This window comes from Mesorhizobium sp. M0587 (assembly GCF_040320945.1).
In the GTDB taxonomy this organism is placed as follows: domain Bacteria; phylum Pseudomonadota; class Alphaproteobacteria; order Rhizobiales; family Rhizobiaceae; genus Mesorhizobium.
In genome coordinates, this window is record NZ_JAMYQP010000017.1 from 98,014 (window position 1) to 116,665 (window position 18,652).

General features: G+C 64.9%; 20 protein-coding genes. 16 read left to right on the forward strand and 4 right to left on the reverse strand.

From position 1 onward, the window contains the following. The 4 genes from NKI49_RS17465 (at nucleotide 1) to NKI49_RS17480 (ending at nucleotide 1,950) form a co-directional block, all read left to right on the forward strand. Nucleotides 1-753: a GNAT family N-acetyltransferase gene (locus NKI49_RS17465; RefSeq protein ID WP_352607255.1), complete on the forward strand. Its 753-nt coding sequence runs from the start codon at nucleotides 1-3 to the stop codon at nucleotides 751-753. Between the two features lie 8 nt (nucleotides 754-761). Beyond that, nucleotides 762-1,184 carry a (deoxy)nucleoside triphosphate pyrophosphohydrolase gene (locus tag NKI49_RS17470; protein ID WP_352607257.1) on the forward strand — a complete coding sequence of 141 codons (423 nt, stop codon included), beginning with the start codon at nucleotides 762-764 and terminating at the stop codon, nucleotides 1,182-1,184. 161 nt (nucleotides 1,185-1,345) lie between these two features. Next, nucleotides 1,346-1,663, forward strand: coding sequence for a hypothetical protein (locus tag NKI49_RS17475; RefSeq protein ID WP_352607259.1), 318 nt, complete (start codon nucleotides 1,346-1,348; stop codon nucleotides 1,661-1,663). Nucleotides 1,664-1,770: 107 nt separating this feature from the next. Continuing rightward, entirely contained in the window at nucleotides 1,771-1,950 is a 180-nt protein-coding gene (locus NKI49_RS17480) for a Flp family type IVb pilin (protein WP_352607261.1), read from the forward strand. Nucleotides 1,951-1,975: 25 nt separating this feature from the next. On the opposite strand, the gene NKI49_RS17485 is transcribed toward NKI49_RS17480, so the two are convergent. Then, the gene (locus NKI49_RS17485) at nucleotides 1,976-2,848 is read right to left on the reverse strand and encodes a methyltransferase domain-containing protein (RefSeq protein WP_352607263.1); all 873 of its coding nucleotides are present in this window, start codon (nucleotides 2,846-2,848) and stop codon (nucleotides 1,976-1,978) included. 65 nt (nucleotides 2,849-2,913) lie between these two features. Here NKI49_RS17485 and NKI49_RS17490 point away from each other — a divergent pair, with 65 nt between their 5' ends. Genes NKI49_RS17490 through NKI49_RS17505 form a run of 4 tightly spaced genes read left to right on the forward strand, consistent with a single transcriptional unit; the run spans nucleotide 2,914 to nucleotide 5,311 of the window. Continuing rightward, a complete protein-coding gene (locus NKI49_RS17490) occupies nucleotides 2,914-3,714 on the forward strand; it encodes a ComF family protein (protein WP_352607265.1) in 801 nt (266 codons plus the stop codon). Nucleotides 3,715-3,740: 26 nt separating this feature from the next. Next, on the forward strand, nucleotides 3,741-4,010 hold the full coding sequence (gene grxC / locus NKI49_RS17495; RefSeq protein ID WP_027023243.1) for a glutaredoxin 3: 270 nt from the start codon (nucleotides 3,741-3,743) through the stop codon (nucleotides 4,008-4,010). 12 nt (nucleotides 4,011-4,022) lie between these two features. Beyond that, complete coding sequence (locus tag NKI49_RS17500) at nucleotides 4,023-4,889, forward strand: carbon-nitrogen hydrolase family protein (protein ID WP_352607267.1); 867 nt, start codon at nucleotides 4,023-4,025, stop codon at nucleotides 4,887-4,889. Continuing rightward, entirely contained in the window at nucleotides 4,886-5,311 is a 426-nt protein-coding gene (locus NKI49_RS17505) for a DUF1178 family protein (protein WP_352607269.1), read from the forward strand. Before NKI49_RS17500 ends, NKI49_RS17505 begins: the two co-directional genes overlap by 4 nt. 4 nt (nucleotides 5,312-5,315) lie before the next feature. On the opposite strand, the gene NKI49_RS17510 is transcribed toward NKI49_RS17505, so the two are convergent. Further along, nucleotides 5,316-5,801, reverse strand: coding sequence for a MarR family winged helix-turn-helix transcriptional regulator (locus NKI49_RS17510; protein WP_352607271.1), 486 nt, complete (start codon nucleotides 5,799-5,801; stop codon nucleotides 5,316-5,318). A gap of 96 nt (nucleotides 5,802-5,897) precedes the next feature. Here NKI49_RS17510 and NKI49_RS17515 point away from each other — a divergent pair, with 96 nt between their 5' ends. Continuing rightward, on the forward strand, nucleotides 5,898-6,788 hold the full coding sequence (locus NKI49_RS17515; RefSeq protein WP_352607273.1) for a DMT family transporter: 891 nt from the start codon (nucleotides 5,898-5,900) through the stop codon (nucleotides 6,786-6,788). A 39-nt stretch (nucleotides 6,789-6,827) separates the two neighbouring features. Here NKI49_RS17515 and ubiG read toward each other — a convergent pair whose 3' ends face one another. Continuing rightward, nucleotides 6,828-7,577 carry a bifunctional 2-polyprenyl-6-hydroxyphenol methylase/3-demethylubiquinol 3-O-methyltransferase UbiG gene (gene ubiG, locus NKI49_RS17520; RefSeq protein WP_352607275.1) on the reverse strand — a complete coding sequence of 250 codons (750 nt, stop codon included), beginning with the start codon at nucleotides 7,575-7,577 and terminating at the stop codon, nucleotides 6,828-6,830. A gap of 219 nt (nucleotides 7,578-7,796) precedes the next feature. On the opposite strand from ubiG, the gene NKI49_RS17525 reads away from it, so the two are divergent. Then, a complete protein-coding gene (locus NKI49_RS17525; protein ID WP_352607277.1) occupies nucleotides 7,797-8,354 on the forward strand; it encodes a putative glycolipid-binding domain-containing protein in 558 nt (185 codons plus the stop codon). Nucleotides 8,355-8,453: 99 nt separating this feature from the next. On the opposite strand, the gene NKI49_RS17530 is transcribed toward NKI49_RS17525, so the two are convergent. Beyond that, nucleotides 8,454-8,753 carry an antibiotic biosynthesis monooxygenase family protein gene (locus tag NKI49_RS17530; RefSeq protein ID WP_352607279.1) on the reverse strand — a complete coding sequence of 100 codons (300 nt, stop codon included), beginning with the start codon at nucleotides 8,751-8,753 and terminating at the stop codon, nucleotides 8,454-8,456. Nucleotides 8,754-8,985: 232 nt separating this feature from the next. Here NKI49_RS17530 and NKI49_RS17535 point away from each other — a divergent pair, with 232 nt between their 5' ends. The 6 genes from NKI49_RS17535 (at nucleotide 8,986) to clpB (ending at nucleotide 18,596) form a co-directional block, all read left to right on the forward strand. Then, nucleotides 8,986-10,239, forward strand: a complete 1,254-nt coding sequence (locus NKI49_RS17535; protein WP_027023235.1) for an aspartate kinase — start codon at nucleotides 8,986-8,988, stop codon at nucleotides 10,237-10,239. An 80-nt stretch (nucleotides 10,240-10,319) separates the two neighbouring features. Beyond that, nucleotides 10,320-12,590 (forward strand): phosphoenolpyruvate--protein phosphotransferase, encoded by a 2,271-nt coding sequence (ptsP, locus tag NKI49_RS17540; protein ID WP_352607291.1) that lies wholly within the window; start codon nucleotides 10,320-10,322, stop codon nucleotides 12,588-12,590. An 8-nt stretch (nucleotides 12,591-12,598) separates the two neighbouring features. Further along, a complete protein-coding gene (prfA, locus tag NKI49_RS17545) occupies nucleotides 12,599-13,678 on the forward strand; it encodes a peptide chain release factor 1 (protein WP_352607281.1) in 1,080 nt (359 codons plus the stop codon). Then, nucleotides 13,671-14,549 (forward strand): peptide chain release factor N(5)-glutamine methyltransferase, encoded by an 879-nt coding sequence (gene prmC, locus NKI49_RS17550; protein ID WP_352607283.1) that lies wholly within the window; start codon nucleotides 13,671-13,673, stop codon nucleotides 14,547-14,549. Before prfA ends, prmC begins: the two co-directional genes overlap by 8 nt. A gap of 302 nt (nucleotides 14,550-14,851) precedes the next feature. Further along, nucleotides 14,852-15,769, forward strand: coding sequence for a DUF4167 domain-containing protein (locus NKI49_RS17555; RefSeq protein WP_352607285.1), 918 nt, complete (start codon nucleotides 14,852-14,854; stop codon nucleotides 15,767-15,769). Between the two features lie 220 nt (nucleotides 15,770-15,989). Further along, the gene (clpB, locus tag NKI49_RS17560; protein ID WP_352607287.1) at nucleotides 15,990-18,596 is read left to right on the forward strand and encodes an ATP-dependent chaperone ClpB; all 2,607 of its coding nucleotides are present in this window, start codon (nucleotides 15,990-15,992) and stop codon (nucleotides 18,594-18,596) included. The last annotated feature ends 56 nt before the right edge of the window (nucleotides 18,597-18,652 follow it).

Here is an 18,652-nt window from a genome sequence, read left to right on the forward strand (position 1 = left end):
ATGCTCGCGACCGTGCGCCGCTACGAGGCGGCAGGCTTTCGCGCCTGGCCGGCGGCGGCCGTCCACTATGACGGCACCTGGGTGGTGCGGCTGACCGCCGGCCATCCGGCCAAACGTCTGAATTCGGTCAATCCGCTCGATCCCGGCGACACCCAGCACATCGCCGACCGCATCGGCCGCGCCAGCCGCCGTTTCGACGCCTATGGACGGCCGCTGACGTTCCGCATGTCGCCGCTGTCCGGTCCCGATCTGGCCAATCATCTCGACAAGGAGGGCTGGAGCCGATTTGACGAATCGCTGGTCATGCGGCTGCCGCTGGCCGACGCGCAACTCGACGCCGCCATGGATCAGATTCCGCTCAAGGACATCAGCCGCTTCATCGGCGCGTCGCTCAAGGTCAGCGGCTCGGACGTTGCGCTGCGGCCTGGCCTGTCGGAGATCATCGGCGCCATCCAGCCCGAGGCCGGGCTGTTCGCGCTCGAGGACGGAGCAGAGCCGCTGGCGACGCTGATCTGCGTGCATGACGGCGATCTCGCCGGCCTGTTCGAGGTCGCCACCGACAAGTCGGCGCGCAACAAGGGCCATGGCCGCAACCTGATCCTGTCGGCGCTGAAATGGGCGCGGCTGCGCGGCGCGCGGGAAGCGTGGCTGCAGGTCGAGGCCGGCAATGTGCCGGCGCTGGCGCTCTACCATTCGCTCGGCTTCGACGAGGTCTATCGCTACCACTACCGCCGGCCGCCTGTTCATGGGTGAAATCGGCCATGAATGATGTGACGATCGCCGGCAAGCGCCTGCTCCTGGTCGCCGCCTGCGCGCTGGTCGATGCCGACGGCCGGGTGCTGCTGGCGCAGCGGCCCGAGGGCAAGCAACTGGCCGGCCTGTGGGAGTTTCCCGGCGGCAAAGTCGAGCCCGGCGAGACGCCGGAGCAGTGCCTCATCCGTGAACTGCACGAGGAGATCGGTATCGAGACCGAAATTCCGTGCCTGGCGCCGCTCACCTTCGCCAGCCATTCCTATGACGACTTCCATCTTCTGATGCCGCTCTTCATCTGCCGCCGCTTCCGCGGCATCGCCCAGCCCAGGGAAGGCCAGGCGCTGAAATGGGTGCGGCCAAAGCAGATGCGCGATTATCCGATGCCGCCGGCCGACGCGCCGTTGATCCCGTTCCTCATCGATCTTCTGTAGGACACAGCGGTTGTAGCGCACAGGCCGGTTTTCGTTTCGGGCGCCGGCGCGACTTCTCGGTCCGGACCGTTGCCGCATAAGCCAGTGTTAATCGAAGATTTATCTTGCCGTGAAAAATTGTGGCATCGCGGCCACACCGCGCATTCGCTGGGAGCCACAAAATGAGCCTGGACAGGGATTGGGATTCGATCCGGCCCGACCGCAGCTTTCGCGCCGCCGATGCGGGCATGGGTATACTGCGCGTCACGCTGCTGTTCGGGTCCGCCGCGGTGGCGCTGGCGCTGATCGCGACGCCTTTCCTCGACAGTCAGACGCGTTCGCAGTCGGCCCGCGACGTTTTTTCCGGCGGTCTCGACATGACGGCCACCGGTTCGATCAGCCATCGCGGCACCTATACGGTGCGCCGCAGCGTGCTGCAGGCGCAACCCGATTCGGTTTGCATCATCCGGTCGGACGGCAGGCGCAGCGGCGACTGCTGAGGGTTAACAGATTGCGGAAAGGCGACGGTTTCATCGCCTGTTAAGCCTTTGCCGTTAACCTTTCTTAACAGATCGGCGGTAAGGTCGGGGCCAGAGGGATTGAGGTCATGAAAGCAGTGCTACTGCGATTTCTGAAGGACGAGACCGGCGCCACGGCCGTCGAATATGGCCTGATCGTCACTGTATTGTCGCTGGCGATCGTTGCCGGCATCGGTCAGGTCTTCAACGCGATCACCTGGCTGTTCAGCGACAACGGCAGCAGGCTTGCGAACGCCTTCGCGCCCTGACCTGGCAGGCTGCGCCTGACCCCGATCATTGTCCGTCGGGAACCTCCAGTATTGTCTTCAGCGAGACCTTGGCCGAACCCGGCTTCAGTGGCTTTTGCTGCGAAGCGTCGGGCGCCCAGCCGGACATCCAGACGATCGAGAAACTTGCCCTGACGCGGCCGTCCGGATCGGAAAACCGTTCGGCGTAGATTTCCGCCGCGCGGGCAAACAGCCTGCGCGAGCCCGGCCGACGGCTGCGGTCGGCGAGCGCGCTGGTTTCGCCCATGGCACGCAGATCCGCCATCAGCGCGAACAGATCGGCATAGCGCACGGTGACCGTCTCGACGTCGGCGACCGGCAGCGCGAGGCCGGCGCGTTGCAGAAGCGCGCCGGCGTCGCGCACGTCGGTGAAAGGAACGACGCGCGGACTGGCGCCGCCATGGAGCTCGGTTTCGGCGGCAAGCAGGCTTTCGCGCAATTCCCCGAGCGTGCCGGCACCTGCAAACGCGCCAAGGAAGAGCCCGTCCGGCCGCAATGCGCGGCGGATCTGGATCAGCATGCCGGGTATGTCGTTCATCGCCTGCAGCGACAGAAGCGACACCGCAAGATCGAGGCTTTGCGGCTCGAAGGGTACTGTTTCCAGCGGGGCGACCAGGCCGGCGGCGCCACCCAGGAAAGCCGCGTGCGTTTCGACGCGGACAATATCCGTCACCTTGCCGCTTTCGGCGAGCATTTTGGCTGCCGCAGGCGTCTGGCAGAACAGCACCGCTGCCTTGCCGAACTTGCGCTCGACGGCACCCAATCGGTCGGCAAGGTCCTCGGCGACGCGGTTCATGAGGAAATCGGCGCCGTCGACCGGATGGGCGAGCGCGCGCCGCTTGTGCGCCAGCCAGAGAGAAGTATCCATTATGGGCTGCAACTGGAAAATCCTTGTTTGTCCGCACCCCGATATAGTTGGTATACCCGGCGCGGAGCACCAACCACGTGGCCGATCCGATGCCCAAGATCAAGTCCGTCGAGATCAGGAGCCTGGCCCGGTCGGCCCTCGGCTGGCCGGCGCGTATCCTGTTTCCACCGGTCTGTGCGGGTTGCCGGCGGCATGTCTCGCAGCCCGGCGTGCTGTGCGGCGCCTGCTGGCCGAAGCTGCGGCTGCTGGAACGGCCCTGGTGCCCGGTCATGGGCACGCCGTTCACCCACCATATGGGCGAAGGGTTCCTGTCGGCGGAAGCCATAGCCGATCCGCCGCCCTTCGAGCGCGCGCGGGCAGCCGTCGCCTATTCCGGCGTCGCCCGCCAGATGGTGCAAGGGCTGAAATACCAGGACCGCACGGATCTCGGGCCATGGATGGCGCGCTGGATGGTGCGCGCGGGAGCCGATCTCATCGCCGACGCGGACGTAGTGGTGCCGGTGCCGCTGCACTGGCGGCGTTTCTTGCGGCGGCGGTTCAACCAGTCGGCGGAACTGGCGCGGGCGGTTTGCGAGCTCAGCGGCCTGCCTTTCGCGCCCTCGGCCATGCGGCGCGTAAAACTCACCCGTCAGCAGGTCGGTCTGGAGCGACAGGAGCGCGAGGAGAATGTTCGGGCGGCCTTTCGGGTGCCGGTCGAGGCGGAGATCGAGATTGCCGGCCGCAGGGTGCTGTTGATCGACGATGTGTACACCACCGGCGCCACCGTGCGCGCCGCCACCAAGGCGCTGAAAAGAGGGGGTGCGGCCGCGGTCGACGTGCTGACCTTTGCGCGTGTGCTGCCGGGGGACTTTCGGGCCGACGAGTCCGCCCCTATATAAGTCGGCAACGAACAGCGGAATCCGTCATGCCCGATGTCACGATCTACACCCGCATGATGTGCGGATATTGCACGGCAGCCAAGCGGCTTTTGGAGCGCAAGGGCGTCGCCTATACGGAGCACGACGCCTCCTTCTCGCCGGAACTGCGCCAGGAGATGATTTCGCGCGCTCACGGACGCGCGACTTTTCCGCAGATTTTCATAGGCGACACGCATGTCGGCGGTTGCGACGACCTCCACGAACTGGAGGCAGAAGGACGGCTGGACAAACTGCTCGCCAACGGCGCGACGATTTGAGGGGATATGACGATGGGTGTTTTCAAGGCCGCTGCGATCCAGATGCGTTCGGGCGAGAGCCCCGAGCGCAACGCGGTCGATCTCGAACGGCTGGTGCGCGAAGCCGCGAGCCAGGGCGCCACCTACATCCAGACGCCGGAGATGACCGGGGCGCTGATCCGTGACAGGCACGCGCGCGCCGCATCCTTCACGTCGCAGGACAAGGACATCATCGTTTCCACTGCGCACGGGCTGGCGCGCGACCTTGGCGTGTTCCTGCATATCGGCTCGACCGCCATCCTGCGCGCCGACGGCAAGCTCGCCAACCGCGCGCTGCTGTTCGGGCCGGACGGCGCCACGCTCGCGACCTACGACAAGATCCATATGTTCGACGTCGATCTCGACAATGGCGAGAGCTGGCGCGAATCCGCCGCTTACGAACCCGGCACCGAGGCTGTCGTCGCCGACATCGGCGGCGCGAAACTGGGTTTTGCGGTCTGCTATGACCTGCGTTTCCCGCAATTGTTCCGCGCCGAGGCGCTGGCCGGCGCCGACCTGCTTTCCGTACCCGCCGCCTTCACCCGCCAGACGGGCGAGGCGCACTGGCACGTGCTGCTCAGGGCGCGCGCCATCGAAAACGGCGCCTACGTCGTGGCCGCCGCGCAAGGCGGCCTGCACGAGGACGGCCGCGAGACCTATGGCCATTCGCTGATCGTCGATCCGTGGGGCCGCATCATCGCCGAAGCCGCGCATGACGAACCGGCGGTCATCGTCGCCGAGATCGACCCGGCGCAGTCGGTCGCGGCCCGCAAGAAGATCCCCAACCTCAAAAATGCGCAGGATTTCGCCGTCAATGCCGGTTCGGGCGAGACGCCGCGTCTCAGGGGGGCCGCCTCTTGATCCGCTTTTCCCTAGTCTGCGAGCACGAGCACGAATTCGAAGGCTGGTTTCGCAGCAACGAAGATTTCGACACGCAGAAAAAGCGCGGCTTCGTCGATTGCCCGACCTGCGGCTCGCACAAGGTGCAGAAAGCCTTGATGGCGCCGGCGGTGTCGACGGCACGCAAGCAGGAAACGATAGCGCTCGCCATGGGCGAGGCGCAGAAGCAGGCGCTGGCGCAGCTGAAGGCAATGGCCGCGAAAGTGCGCGAGAATGCCGACTATGTCGGCGACAAGTTTGCCGAGGAAGCGCGCAAGATCCATTTCGGCGAAACCGACCCGCGCGGCATCTATGGCGAGGCGACGCTGGAAGAGGCCAAGAGCCTGGCCGATGACGGCGTGGAATTCATGCCGATCCCGGTATTTCCCGACGACCGCAACTGAGCGATCAACTCACACTGCCGATCAGTTTCTCAAGCAGGCGGGCGAGCGTCTGCTGCTCGGCATTGGTTAGGCCCGCAAGTATCTTGTGCTCGTTGGCGACATGGGCACTGACAGCCTCATCAATCAGCGCGAGCCCCTTCTCGGTCAGCCGCACGACGAGGCCGCGCCGGTCGTTGGGGTGCGGCGCCCGCAGGATCAGTCCGGACGCTTCGAGCCGGTCGAGCCGGTTGGTCATGGCGCCGGACGTCACCATCGTCGCTTCATAGAGCGCGGTCGGTGTCAGCGCGTAGGGCGAACCTGAGCGGCGCAGCGTCGCCAGCACGTCGAATTCCCCCGACTGCAATCCAAAGCGCGCAAACAGCGGCGCGAGGCGTTCACGGGCGATAAGCGACGCCGCCTCGTTCAATCGCCCAAGCACGGCCATCGGCGAGACATCCAGATCCGGCCGTTCCCGTTTCCATTGTTCGATCGCCCGCGCTGCCCTGTCCATTGTCTTACCGCTATATATCTTGACGTTAAGCATCTTTGCGTTATCTTACCTCAAGATGCAATGCTGGCCAAGGGCCGCGTACGATAGGGCACGATCATGAAACTTCTCTGGGATTCGGCGCTCGGCCTGCTGGTCGTTACCGGCGGCCTGCTCGGCCTGACGCTGCCCTTCGGCAAGCTCGCCACCGCGGCAGGCGTGCCGGCCATGGTCTGGGCCTTCGTCATTTCGTTCGGTGCCGGCGGCGTGCTGCTATGCGCATTGCTGCTGCGCGGCCAGAGCATCCGGCTCAGTGCGCACAAATTGCGCTATTTCTTCGTCACCGCGGCGGTGTCCTATGCCTTGCCCAATCTTCTGATGTTCTCCGCCATACCGCATCTTGGGGCCGGCTATACCGGCATCATGTTCACGCTGTCGCCCGTGATAACGCTGGTGTTCTCGATTCTGTTGCGTGTCCGGCGGCCCAACATGCTGGGAATAGCCGGCATCGTCGTCGGTTTTATCGGCGCCGTCATGGTGGCGCTGACGCGCGGCGAGGCCGGCCAGCCGGCCGATTTCTTCTGGGTGGTCATGGGATTGCTCATTCCGGTCAGTCTTGCCGCCGGCAACATCTACCGAACGGTCGACTGGCCGAAAGCGACTGGGCCGATCGAGCTTGCCGCCGGCAGCCACCTGGCGTCGGCCGCGCTGTTGCTCGCCGGTATTCTCGCGCTGTTCGGCGTCAAGGCTTTCGCCCCGCTTGGCGCCGTGCCGCTGGTGGTCGTCGCGCAGGTCGCGTCGGCGTCGGCGATGTTCGCCTTCTTCTTTCGGCTTCAGGCGGTCGGCGGGCCGGTCTACCTCAGCCAGATCGGTTATGTGGCGGCGGCCGTCGGGCTGTTTGCCGGCACGATCTTTCTTGGCGAGCACTATCAGTTGCTGACCTGGGCAGGCGCGGTCATCATCACCGCCGGCGTGTTCATCACCACCAGGGCGCAAAGCCAAAAGGCGTAAACGGTATTGCACCCGTCCGCCGCATTCCGCAGTGGTTGGTCAGACCGATGCCTTTTCCGCCAGCACCATGTAGTTGACGTCCATGTCCTTCGACCGCGACCAGCGGTCGGCTAGCGGATTGTAGGTTACGCCGGTTCGGTCGATGACGGTCAGGCCGGCGCCGCCGAGCGCCTTTTCAAGCTCCTCCGGGCGCACCAGCTTGCCGAACTGGTGGGTGCCGCGCGGCAGCCAGCGCAACACGTATTCGGCGCCGATGATGGCCAGCCCCAGCGCCTTCAGCGTGCGGTTTATGGTGGCCACGAACATGATGCCGCCCGGCTTGACCATCTCGCCGCATTTGGCGACGAACAGGTCGATGTCGGCGACGTGCTCCACCACTTCCATGTTGAGGATGACGTCGAATTTTTCACCGGCATCGGCCAGGTCCTCGGCCGTCGTGGCGCGATAGTCGACGTTCACATTGCCCTCGGCCGCATGCAGTTTCGCCACCTCGATATTGGTCGCCGAAGCGTCGGCGCCGACCACTTCGGCGCCGAGCCGCGCCATCGGCTCGCACAAAAGGCCGCCGCCGCAGCCGATGTCGAGAAAGCGCAGGCCTTCGAACGGCCGCGCGGCGCGCGGGTCGCGGCCAAACCGCGCCGCCACCTGGTCGCGGATATAGGCGAGCCGGACCGGATTGAATTTGTGCAGCGGGCGGAACTTGCCATTCGGGTTCCACCACTCGGCGGCAAGGGCGGAGAAGCGTTCCACTTCTCCGGCATCGATGGTCGATCGGCGGGGCTCTGGCATATGGCGGGTCTCCTCGAACGCTAGCAAGTCGGGTTCCCGGCCGGGAAAGTCAAGGCAGGTTTTTTCGCGTGCCGCCAGACGGACCGACAATGGCGTCGCGCGAGCCGGTATTGCCGGCCGCGATTTTGTCAGCACATGGCAGCTTGATCGGCTCGAGAGGGAAACAGGGCTGCTTTTGCGGACGAAGAGGAGGCATTGTCCTCAGACGGGAGTGCGACGATGCGGATCCTCGCTTCAGTCCTCTGGCGCCGGCTTGATCTCGAGGGCCACGACGCCTGCCTGCTTGCGGAAACCGAAGGCGGGCGAAGCCTTAAGGGCCAGGCACTTTTTGTCCAGGACGGCAAACCGTGCGGCCTTGCCTATGAGGTGGATTGCGATGCCGGCTGGCGCACGCGCTCGGCGCGTGTCGACGGTTTTCTCGGCGTGGAAGCCCTGCACTACGAGATCGAGCGGCTTGCCGACGGTCAATGGACGCTGAACGGCGCACGCCAAGCGGATGTCGCCGGTCTTGTCGATGTCGATCTCGGTTTCACGCCGGCTTCGAACCTGCTGGCAATCCGCCGTTTTGAGCTTGGCGTCGGCAAGGCGACGCCCGCACCGGCGGCCTATCTCGCTTTTCCCGATTTCAGGCTCATGCGTCTCGACCAGACCTACCGGCGTCTCGACGCGGTCCGCTACGCCTATGCCGCGCCCGTGTTCGGCTACGATGCGGTGCTTGGTGTCTCGGCATCCGGTTTCGTGCTCGACTATCCCGGCCTGTGGCGCACCGTATCTTGATGTTCAGACGACGCCGGCCGGGAACGGCTCGCCCGACCTGACCTCAGCAGATCTCAAGACATAGCTGCGCCACCTCCCGTACGACGGACGGAACCGAAATCATCTGGAGAGCACGACCGTGGCATGACGCATGTCGACGCTAGCTGGGTCGATCGCCTGCATGGCGTCGCAATCGCCGATCTCGGCCATGATCCGCCCGGCCGCGGCGAGGGCCTGTTCCAAGCCCTGCCACCGCACGATCTCGATCCAACCGTCGCCATCGTCATGCCTGGCCAGATGCCGGCCAAGGAAACCCGGTTGCCGCGCCAGCCAGTCGCTGACCAGGCCATTGGCGGCGACAAATCCCACCTCAGTTCCGGGCTTGAGCCGGAAACGGACGATTTCCAGGGTCTCGGTCATGATATCTCGTCCAGCTTGAGGTACGCGGACCAGCCTATCACAGGGAATATGCCCGGATTGCCAGGAGGCTTGCATCCGGCTGCAACTCCGGCAGGGATCGTTGTCGTCAGCCATCGCTTGCGAAATCTGGAGGTTTTGGCTAAGGAGGCCGCGCATTCAGCGGCCGGCGACAGTCGGGCGCTTTCTTCCGCTTCGGCGTCGAGCCGGCTTCAGTCAAAGGCATTTCGCTTCCATGGCGCGTATCGTGATGAAATTCGGCGGGACCTCCGTCGCCGACATCGCCCGCATCCGCAATGTGGCGCGTCACGTCAAGCGCGAGGTCGACGCTGGCCACGAGGTGGCGGTGGTGGTTTCGGCGATGGCCGGCAAGACCAACGAGTTGGTCCAATGGACGCGCGAAGCCTCGCCGATGCACGACGCGCGGGAATATGACGCCGTCGTGGCCTCGGGCGAGCAGGTGACGGCCGGCTTGCTGGCGATCACCTTGCAGAACATGGGCGTTCATGCGCGGTCCTGGCAGGGCTGGCAGATCCCGATTAAGACCGACAACGCGCATGGCGCGGCGCGTATTCTCGACATCGACGGCGCCTTCCTGGTCAAGCGCTTCGGCGAGGGACAGGTGGCTGTCATCGCCGGCTTCCAGGGCATCGGCCCGGACAATCGCATCGCCACGCTCGGGCGCGGCGGCTCCGACACCAGCGCCGTGGCCATCGCCGCGGCGGTCAAGGCCGATCGTTGCGATATCTACACCGACGTCGACGGCGTCTACACCACCGATCCGCGCATCGAGCCGAAGGCGCGCCGGCTGGCCAAGATATCGTTCGAGGAAATGCTTGAAATGGCCTCGCTCGGCGCCAAGGTTCTGCAGGTGCGTTCGGTCGAGCTTGCCATGGTGCACAGGGTGCGTACCTTCGTGCGGTCGTCTTTCGACGATCCCGATGCGCCCGGAATGGGGGATTTGCTCAATCCTCCGGGAACGCTTATTTGCGACGAGGAAGAGATCGTGGAACAGCAGGTCGTCACCGGAATTGCCTATGCCAAGGACGAAGCGCAGATTTCGCTGCGTCGCGTCGGCGACCGGCCGGGCGTCGCCGCCGGCATCTTCGGCCCGCTGGCCGAGGCCAACATCAATGTCGATATGATCGTCCAGAACATTTCCGAGGACGGCAAGTTCACCGACATGACCTTCACCGTACCGTCCGGCGACGTCGACAAGGCGCTTGCCGTGCTCGACCGGCTGAAGGCCGAGGTCGGCTACGATGTCGTGCAGTCGGAAGCCGGCATGTCGAAGGTTTCGGTCATCGGCATCGGCATGCGCAGCCATGCCGGCGTCGCCGCCACAGCCTTCAAGGCGTTGGCCGACCGTTCGATCAACATCCGCGCCATCACGACCTCCGAGATCAAGATTTCGATACTGATCGACGGTCCGTACACGGAACTGGCGGTTCGTACTTTGCATTCCGTCTACGGTCTGGATAAGCAGTAGCCAGACTGATTTGAGTTGCGTGTGCGCCGGCCGCGGTGGAAACTGGGGCGGGCAAAATGCCCATTGGAGAAGAAGCCGCGATGCGTGACCCGGCCAGTGGCCCGCGCGTTCTGCTGAAACGGCTCCGCGAGCTCATGCAGGAGCCGCTGGAGCCGCAGGAGCGGCTCGACCGGATCGTGCGCGACATCGCCTCCAACATGGTTGCCGAGGTCTGCTCGCTCTATGTGCTGCGCTCCGATTCGGTGCTCGAGCTCTACGCCACCGAAGGTTTGAACCCGAACGCCGTCCACCTGGCGCAGCTGCGGCTGGGCCAAGGCCTGGTCGGCACGATCGCCGCCAGCGCGCGGCCGCTCAACCTGTCCAACGCGCAGGAACACCCGGCCTTCGCCTACCTGCCGGAGACCGGTGAGGAGATCTACAATTCCTTCCTCGGCGTGCCGGTGCTGCGGGCAGGGCGCACGCTCGGCGTGCTGGTGGTGCAGAACAAGACCATGCGCCACTACCGCGACGACGAGGTCGAGGCGCTGGAAACGACGGCGATGGTCATCGCCGAGATGATCGCCACCGGCGACCTGGCGCGGCTGACCCGGCCGGGCCTTGAGCTCGACCTGCGCCGCCCTGTGAGTTTCACCGGCCTGTCCTTCAACGACGGCGTCGGGCTTGGCCACGTCGTGCTGCACGAGCCGCGCATCGTCGTCACCAATCTGTTCAACGAGGACAGCGAGGAAGAGGTCCGGCGGCTCGACGCCTCGCTTGGTTCGCTCAGGCTCTCCATCGACGACATGCTGGAGCGCCGCGACGTCGCCTTCGAAGGCGAACATCGCCAGGTGCTGGAAGCCTACCGCATGTTCGCCAACGACCGCGGCTGGGTGCGCCGCCTGGAAGAGGCGATCCGCAACGGCCTGACGGCCGAGGCGGCGGTGGAAAAGGTGCAGAGCGACATGCGAGCCCGCATGCTGCACATGACCGATCCGTATCTGCGCGAGCGGATGAGCGATTTCGACGATCTCGCCAACCGGCTGCTGCGCCAGCTGATGGGGCGCGGCCCGGAGGACGTCGCCGCCTCCTTGCCGAAGGACGCCATCATCGTCGCCCGCTCGATGGGCGCGGCCGAACTGCTCGATTATCCCCGGGACAAGCTGCGCGGGCTGGTGCTCGAGGATGGCGCTGCCACCAGCCACGTCGTGATCGTCGCGCGCGCCATGGGAATTCCGGTCGCCGGCCAGATGAAGGGCGCCGTTTCCATGGCGGAAAACGGCGATGCCATCATCGTCGACGGCGAAGAGGGCGCGATCCATCTGCGGCCGCAGTCCGACCTCGAAGCCGCCTACGCCGAAAAGGTGCGTTTTCGCGCGCGCCGGCAGGAAGTCTATCGCGAGCTGCGCAAGAAGCCGTCGACGACCAAGGACGGCGTCCAGGTCGATCTGTTGATGAATGCCGGGCTTGCCGTCGACCTGCCGCAATTGGCCGAGGCGGGTGCGGCCGGCATCGGCCTGTTCCGCACCGAACTGCAGTTCATGGTCGCTTCTACCTTCCCCCGCGCCGAGGCTCAGGAGAAACTCTATCGCGACGTGCTCGAGGCGGCGCGCGGCAAGCCGGTCACCTTCCGCACCATCGACATTGGCGGCGACAAGGTGCTGCCCTACTTCAAGGGCTCGATCCAGGAAGAGAATCCAGCGCTTGGCTGGCGGGCAATCCGCCTCACCCTCGACCGGCCGGGATTGCTGCGCACCCAGATCCGCGCCTTGCTCAAGGCCAGCGGCGGGCGCGAGCTCAAGCTGATGCTGCCGATGGTGACCGAGCTCGGTGAGATCGCCCAGGCGCGCGAGATCATCGACCGCGAGGTGCGGCACCTCTCGCGCTTCGCCCATCACCTGCCGACCAGCCTGAAGCTGGGCGCCATGCTGGAAGTGCCGTCGCTGCTGTTCCAGCTCGACGAATTGATGAAGGCGGTCGACTTCGTCTCGGTGGGTTCGAACGATCTGTTCCAGTTCGTCATGGCGGTCGATCGCGGCAATACGCAACTGGCCAACCGCTTCGATACGTTATCGACGCCGTTCCTGCGCGTGCTCAAGCAGATCGCCGATGCCGGCGCCCGCAATCACACGCCAGTGACCCTGTGCGGCGAACTCGCCGGCAAGCCGATCTCGGCGATGGCGCTGGTCGGTCTCGGTTTCCGGTCGATCTCGATGTCGCCGGCCTCCATCGGCCCGGTCAAGGCCATGCTGACGGAATTGCCGCTAAGCGAGTTGCAGGCGTTCTTCGACGACAATCTGATGGCGCCGGCGCAGGGGCTGCCGATGCGGGCGCTGCTGCAGGCCTTTGCCGACGACCGCTCCATTCCCCTGTAGCCTTTGCCATGATCAATCTTCCCCGCGACCGTATGGACCAAGTCGTCAAGCGTTTCGAGATGCTCGAAGCGCAGATGTCGGCCGGGCCGGCGCCGGACGCCTATGTTCGGATGGCGTCGGAATATGCCGAAATCCAGGACATGGTTGCCAAGGTCAGGGCGCTGCGCGAGGCCGAGCATGAGCAGGCCGACCTCGAAGCGATGCTTGCCGACAAGGGCACCGATGCCGAGATGCGGGCGCTGGCCGAGGCCGACCTGCCGGGCGTGGAGAAACGCATCGAGGCGCTGCAAAAGGACATTCAGATCCTGCTTCTGCCCAGAGATGCCGCAGACGACAAGAACGCCATCCTCGAAATCCGCGCCGGCACCGGCGGCGACGAGGCCGCACTCTTCGCCGGCGACCTGTTTCGCATGTATGAGCGCTATGCCGCCGCGCGCGGCTGGCGGTTCGAGACGGTGTCGGCCAGCGACGGCGATGCCGGCGGTTTCAAGGAAATCATCGCCACGATTTCCGGCAAGGGTGTGTTTGCCCATCTGAAATTCGAATCCGGCGTGCATCGCGTGCAGCGCGTGCCGGCGACTGAGGCGAGCGGCCGCATCCACACCTCGGCAGCGACGGTCGCCGTGCTGCCGGAGGCCGAAGAGGTCGACATCGACATCAGGGCCGAGGACATCCGCATCGACACGATGCGCGCCTCGGGTTCCGGCGGCCAGCACGTCAACACCACCGATTCGGCGGTGCGCATCACCCATTTGCCGACAGGCATCATGGTGGTTCAGGCGGAGAAGTCGCAGCACCAGAACCGGGCCAAGGCCATGCAGATCCTGCGGGCGCGGCTCTATGACATGGAACGCAGCAAGGCGGACGAGGAGCGCTCGGAATCGCGCAAGTCGCAGGTCGGCTCCGGCGACCGCTCGGAGCGCATCCGCACCTACAATTTCCCGCAAGGCCGCGTCACCGACCACCGCATCAACCTGACGCTTTACAAGCTCGACCGGGTGATGATGGGCGAACTCGACGAAGTCATCGACGCGCTGATCGCCGATCATCAGTCGAAGCTGCTGGCCGATATCGGCCTTGATGGCTGACCATCTGCCCGAGACGCTCGGAGCCTTGCTGCGGGAAGCGCGGGCCAGGCTCGCCGCCGCCGCCGTCGATGATCCGGCGCTCGATGCGAGGCTGCTCGTCGAACATTTCTCCGGCACGACGCGCACGCAGGCCATTGCCGATCCCGAGCGCAAGGTGGCTGCCGGCGCGCTTGCCCAGATCGACGCGGCCCTGCGACGGCGAGCCGGCGGCGAGCCGGTGCACCGCATCCTCGGCTACCGGGAATTCCATGGTCTGCGCCTGTCATTGTCCCCGGAAACGCTGGAGCCGCGGCCGGACACCGAAACGCTTGTCGAAGCGGTACTGCCCTTCGTCAAGGCGACAGCGGCGCGGGAGGGCGAGTGCCGCATCCTCGATCTCGGCACCGGCACGGGCGCCATCGCCCTGGCGCTGCTCAGCGCCGTACCGGCCGCGATTGCCACCGGCGTCGATATTTCGGCAGGCGCGTTGGCGACGGCGACCCGCAATGCCGGGCAATTCGGGCTTGCCGACCGGTTCACGGCGCTCCAGTCGGACTGGCTTGAAAAAGTTTCTGGCCGATACCATGTAATTGCCGCAAACCCTCCCTATATACCGTCGGAAGGCATTGGAAATCTGCAGGACGAAGTCCGCGATTTCGACCCGCGCCTGGCCTTGGATGGCGGCGTGGACGGGCTGAATCCCTACAGGATCATCGCCGCCGAGGCGGCAAGGTTTTTGGAAGCCGAAAGCAGGATCGCGGTCGAGGTCGGCCACACGCAACGCATCGAGGTCAGTGATATATTCCGAACGGCCGGATATGCGGTCGGCGGGATGTTTAAGGACCTTGGCGGAAACGACAGGGTTCTTGTCTTTCACCGGGGAAAGCCTTGACGCAGTGCGAAAAAAGCGCTTGGCAATGCCGGGGAATGCGGCTAGGGTCGCGTCAACCGGATGAGACGAAGCAGGCAGTGCTCTTAGCGATTCGGTTCCCTTGGAAATAGCTGCCTTCTTGCGCAAACGACGCCCAAGCTTCGTGCGGGAATCGTCCGGCAAGTGATGTAACCGGAACAGGATGGCACGTGGCGCCAACGCAATCGATGCGGGCGAACGCCGGTGAAGAAACGAAACGGCTGGCTGCATGAGCGCCTCCGTTCGTGACGAGTTTTCGAAAATTTCAAAATGAAGAGAGTCGAATGAGGCCACAACAGCAGAACAGGCGCATGCGCGGTCGCAACAACAATGGCGGCGGCGGTAACAACAATAATAACAACAACAACCGCAAGGGGCCAAATCCCCTGACGCGCAACTACGAGAGCAACGGTCCGGACGTGAAAATCCGCGGATCGGCTCAGCAGATCGCCGAAAAATACGCCACCCTCGCTCGTGACGCGCAAAGCTCCGGCGACCGGGTCATGGCTGAGAACTATCTCCAGCACGCCGAACATTACAATCGCATCATCGCGGCCGCGCAGGCACAGATGCCGATCCAGAACGTGCAGCAGAATCGCGACGATTTCGACGATGACGGCGATGAGGACCGCGACGAGTTCGAGAATGCCGGCAATGCTGGCAACAACATTTCGGATGTGCCGGTTCCGGTGATCAACCATGGCGCCGGTCCGCAGCCTGTTGTCGAAGGCATGCCGGTCGAGGTCGCGCTGAACCGGGAAACGGGTCGAGATAATCGGGACAATGGCGGGCGCAACAATGGCGGGCGCCATCGCGATCGCCGCCCCAATGGCGGTTACAGCCAGAACGCCCAGCGCGACTATGGTTCGTCCACCGAGCAAGGCGGCCAGCAGCAGCCAAGCGAGGCCCCGGCGCAGACACCGGCCCAGGCAGAAGCCGGTTCGCCAGCCGAGACAGTTGCGGCAGCCGAGCCTGCCCCGCTGTTCGAGCATCTTTCGCCGGCAGATCTGGCCGCCCAGGCCGAGCGCAACGAGGCGGCCGCCGAGAGCGGTGCCGCCCGTCGCCCGAGGCGCCCGCGCCGTCCGCGCGCCAATGCCGATCAGGCTCAAGGCGGCAACGACACTGCCAATGCGGGCGAGGTGACCGCGGCTCCGGTCGACAGCGGCAACGCCGAACCGGTGAATGTCGACATCGACAACTGATCGAACGGTATTTCACGACGTTGAACGGCGGAGAGCAATCTCCGCCGTTTTCGTTTGCGCGGCCGCGGAATATTATGCTTTGACCGACATCAAGGCGTCTTGAGACAGCATGGACCACATACCATATCTCGGCTGAACGGGATCCGGCTCGAATGAGCGGGTCCGTCACCGCAATCTGATCCGGTGCCGCGAAGCGGGCCGGTGATGGAAGGAGACAGATATGAACCTCGAGAAATACTCCGAGCGCGTGCGCGGCTTCATCCAGTCCGCGCAGACCATGGCGCTCTCGCGCAACCACCAGCAATTCACTCCCGAACATATCCTGAAAGTACTCGTCGACGACGATGAGGGTTTGGCCGCGTCGTTGATCGAGCGCGCCGGCGGCAGCGTCCGCGACGTCAAGCTTGGCGTCGAAACGGCGCTCGAGGCGATGCCCAAGGTGGAAGGCGGCAACGGCCAGCTCTATCTGGCGCAACCTCTGGCCAAGGTGTTTTCGACGGCCGAGGACGTGGCCAAGAAAGCCGGCGACAGCTTTGTCACCGTCGAGCGTCTGTTGACGGCGCTCGCGGTCGAGAAGTCGGCCAAGACCGCCGAAATCCTGGCCAAGGCCGGCGTCACGCCACAGGCGCTCAACCAGGTCATCAATGACGTCCGCAAGGGCCGCACCGCCGATTCGGCGAGTGCCGAACAGGGCTATGACGCGCTGAAGAAATACGCGCGCGACCTCACCGCCGACGCCCGCTCCGGCAAGCTCGATCCGGTCATCGGCCGTGACGACGAGATCCGCCGCACCATCCAGGTGCTGTCGCGCCGCACCAAGAACAATCCGGTCCTGATCGGCGAGCCCGGCGTCGGCAAAACGGCGATCGCCGAAGGTCTGGCGCTGCGCATCGTCAATGGCGACGTGCCGGAATCGCTGAAAGACAAGCAGCTGATGGCGCTCGACATGGGTGCGCTGATCGCCGGCGCCAAATATCGCGGCGAATTCGAGGAGCGGCTCAAGGCAGTGCTTTCGGAAGTTACCGCCGCCGCCGGTGGGATCATCCTGTTCATCGACGAGATGCACACGCTGGTCGGTGCCGGCAAGGCGGAAGGTGCCATGGATGCGTCCAACCTTTTGAAGCCGGCGCTGGCACGCGGCGAATTGCACTGCGTTGGTGCGACCACGCTGGACGAATATCGCAAGCATGTCGAGAAGGACGCCGCCCTTGCCCGCCGCTTCCAGCCCGTCTTCGTCGATGAGCCGACGGTGGAAGACACTGTTTCGATCCTGCGCGGCTTGAAGGAGAAGTACGAGCAGCACCACAAGGTGCGTATCTCCGACTCGGCGCTGGTGGCGGCGGCGACGCTGTCCAATCGCTACATCGCCGATCGCTTCCTGCCGGACAAGGCGATCGACCTTGTCGACGAGGCCGCCTCGCGGCTGAGGATGCAGGTCGATTCCAAGCCGGAGGCGCTGGACGAGATCGACCGCCGCATCATGCAGCTCAAGATCGAGCGCGAGGCGCTGAAGGTCGAGACGGACGATGCATCGAAGGACCGGCTCGCCCGCCTGGAAAAGGAACTCTCCGGCCTTGAGGAGGAATCGACCGAGATCACCGCCAAATGGCAGGCCGAGAAGCAAAAGCTCGGGCTCGCCGCCGACCTCAAGAAGCAGCTCGACGAGGCCCGCAACGAACTGGCCATTGCCCAGCGCAAGGGTGAGTTCCAGCGTGCCGGCGAGCTCGCCTATGGCAAGATCCCGGAGCTGGAAAAGAAGCTCAGGGAAGCCGAGACGCAGGACGGCAAGGCCGGCATGGTCGAAGAGGTGGTCACCCCGGATCACGTCGCCCATATCGTCTCTCGGTGGACCGGCATTCCGGTCGACAAGATGCTCCAGGGCGAACGCGACAAGCTGTTGCGCATGGAAGACGAGATCGGCAAGCGAGTCGTCGGGCAGGGCGAAGCGGTGCAGGCGGTATCGAAAGCCGTGCGTCGTGCACGTGCCGGCCTGCAGGATCCGAACCGGCCGATCGGCTCGTTCATGTTCCTCGGACCGACGGGCGTCGGCAAGACCGAGCTGACCAAGGCGCTGGCGAACTTCCTGTTCGACGACGAGAGCGCGATGGTGCGGATCGACATGTCGGAGTTCATGGAGAAGCACTCGGTCGCGCGGCTGCTCGGCGCGCCTCCCGGCTATGTCGGTTATGAGGAGGGCGGTGCGCTGACCGAAGCGGTGCGGCGCCGGCCCTATCAGGTCGTGCTGTTCGACGAGATCGAGAAGGCGCACCCGGATGTCTTCAACGTGCTGTTGCAGGTGCTCGACGACGGCCGCCTGACCGACGGCCAGGGCCGTACCGTCGATTTCCGCAACACGCTGATCATCATGACATCCAACCTCGGCGCTGAATATCTGGTCAATCTCCGCGACGACCAGGATGTCGACGCCGTGCGCGACGAGGTGATGGGCGTCGTCAGGGCATCGTTCCGGCCGGAGTTCCTCAACCGTGTCGACGAGGTGATCCTGTTCCATCGGCTGCGCCGGCAGGATATGGGCCGCATCGTCGAAATCCAGCTCAAGCGGCTGGAGAACTTGCTGACCGACCGCAAGATCACGCTTGCGCTCGACCAGGAGGCGATCGACTGGCTGGCGGCCAAGGGGTACGACCCAGCCTATGGCGCGCGGCCGCTGAAGCGGGTGATGCAGAAGGACTTACAGGATCCGCTGGCGGAAAAGATCCTGCTCGGCGACATCCTGGACGGCTCGACCGTCAAGGTGACGGCCGGCTCCGACCGGCTGAATTTCCGCTCGAAGCCGACGATCGTCGCGGCCGAGGCCGCGGCCTGATCCAACGGGGGGGGGGGGGCGGGCGCGGGGGCCGGCGGGCGGGGAGGATTGGGGGG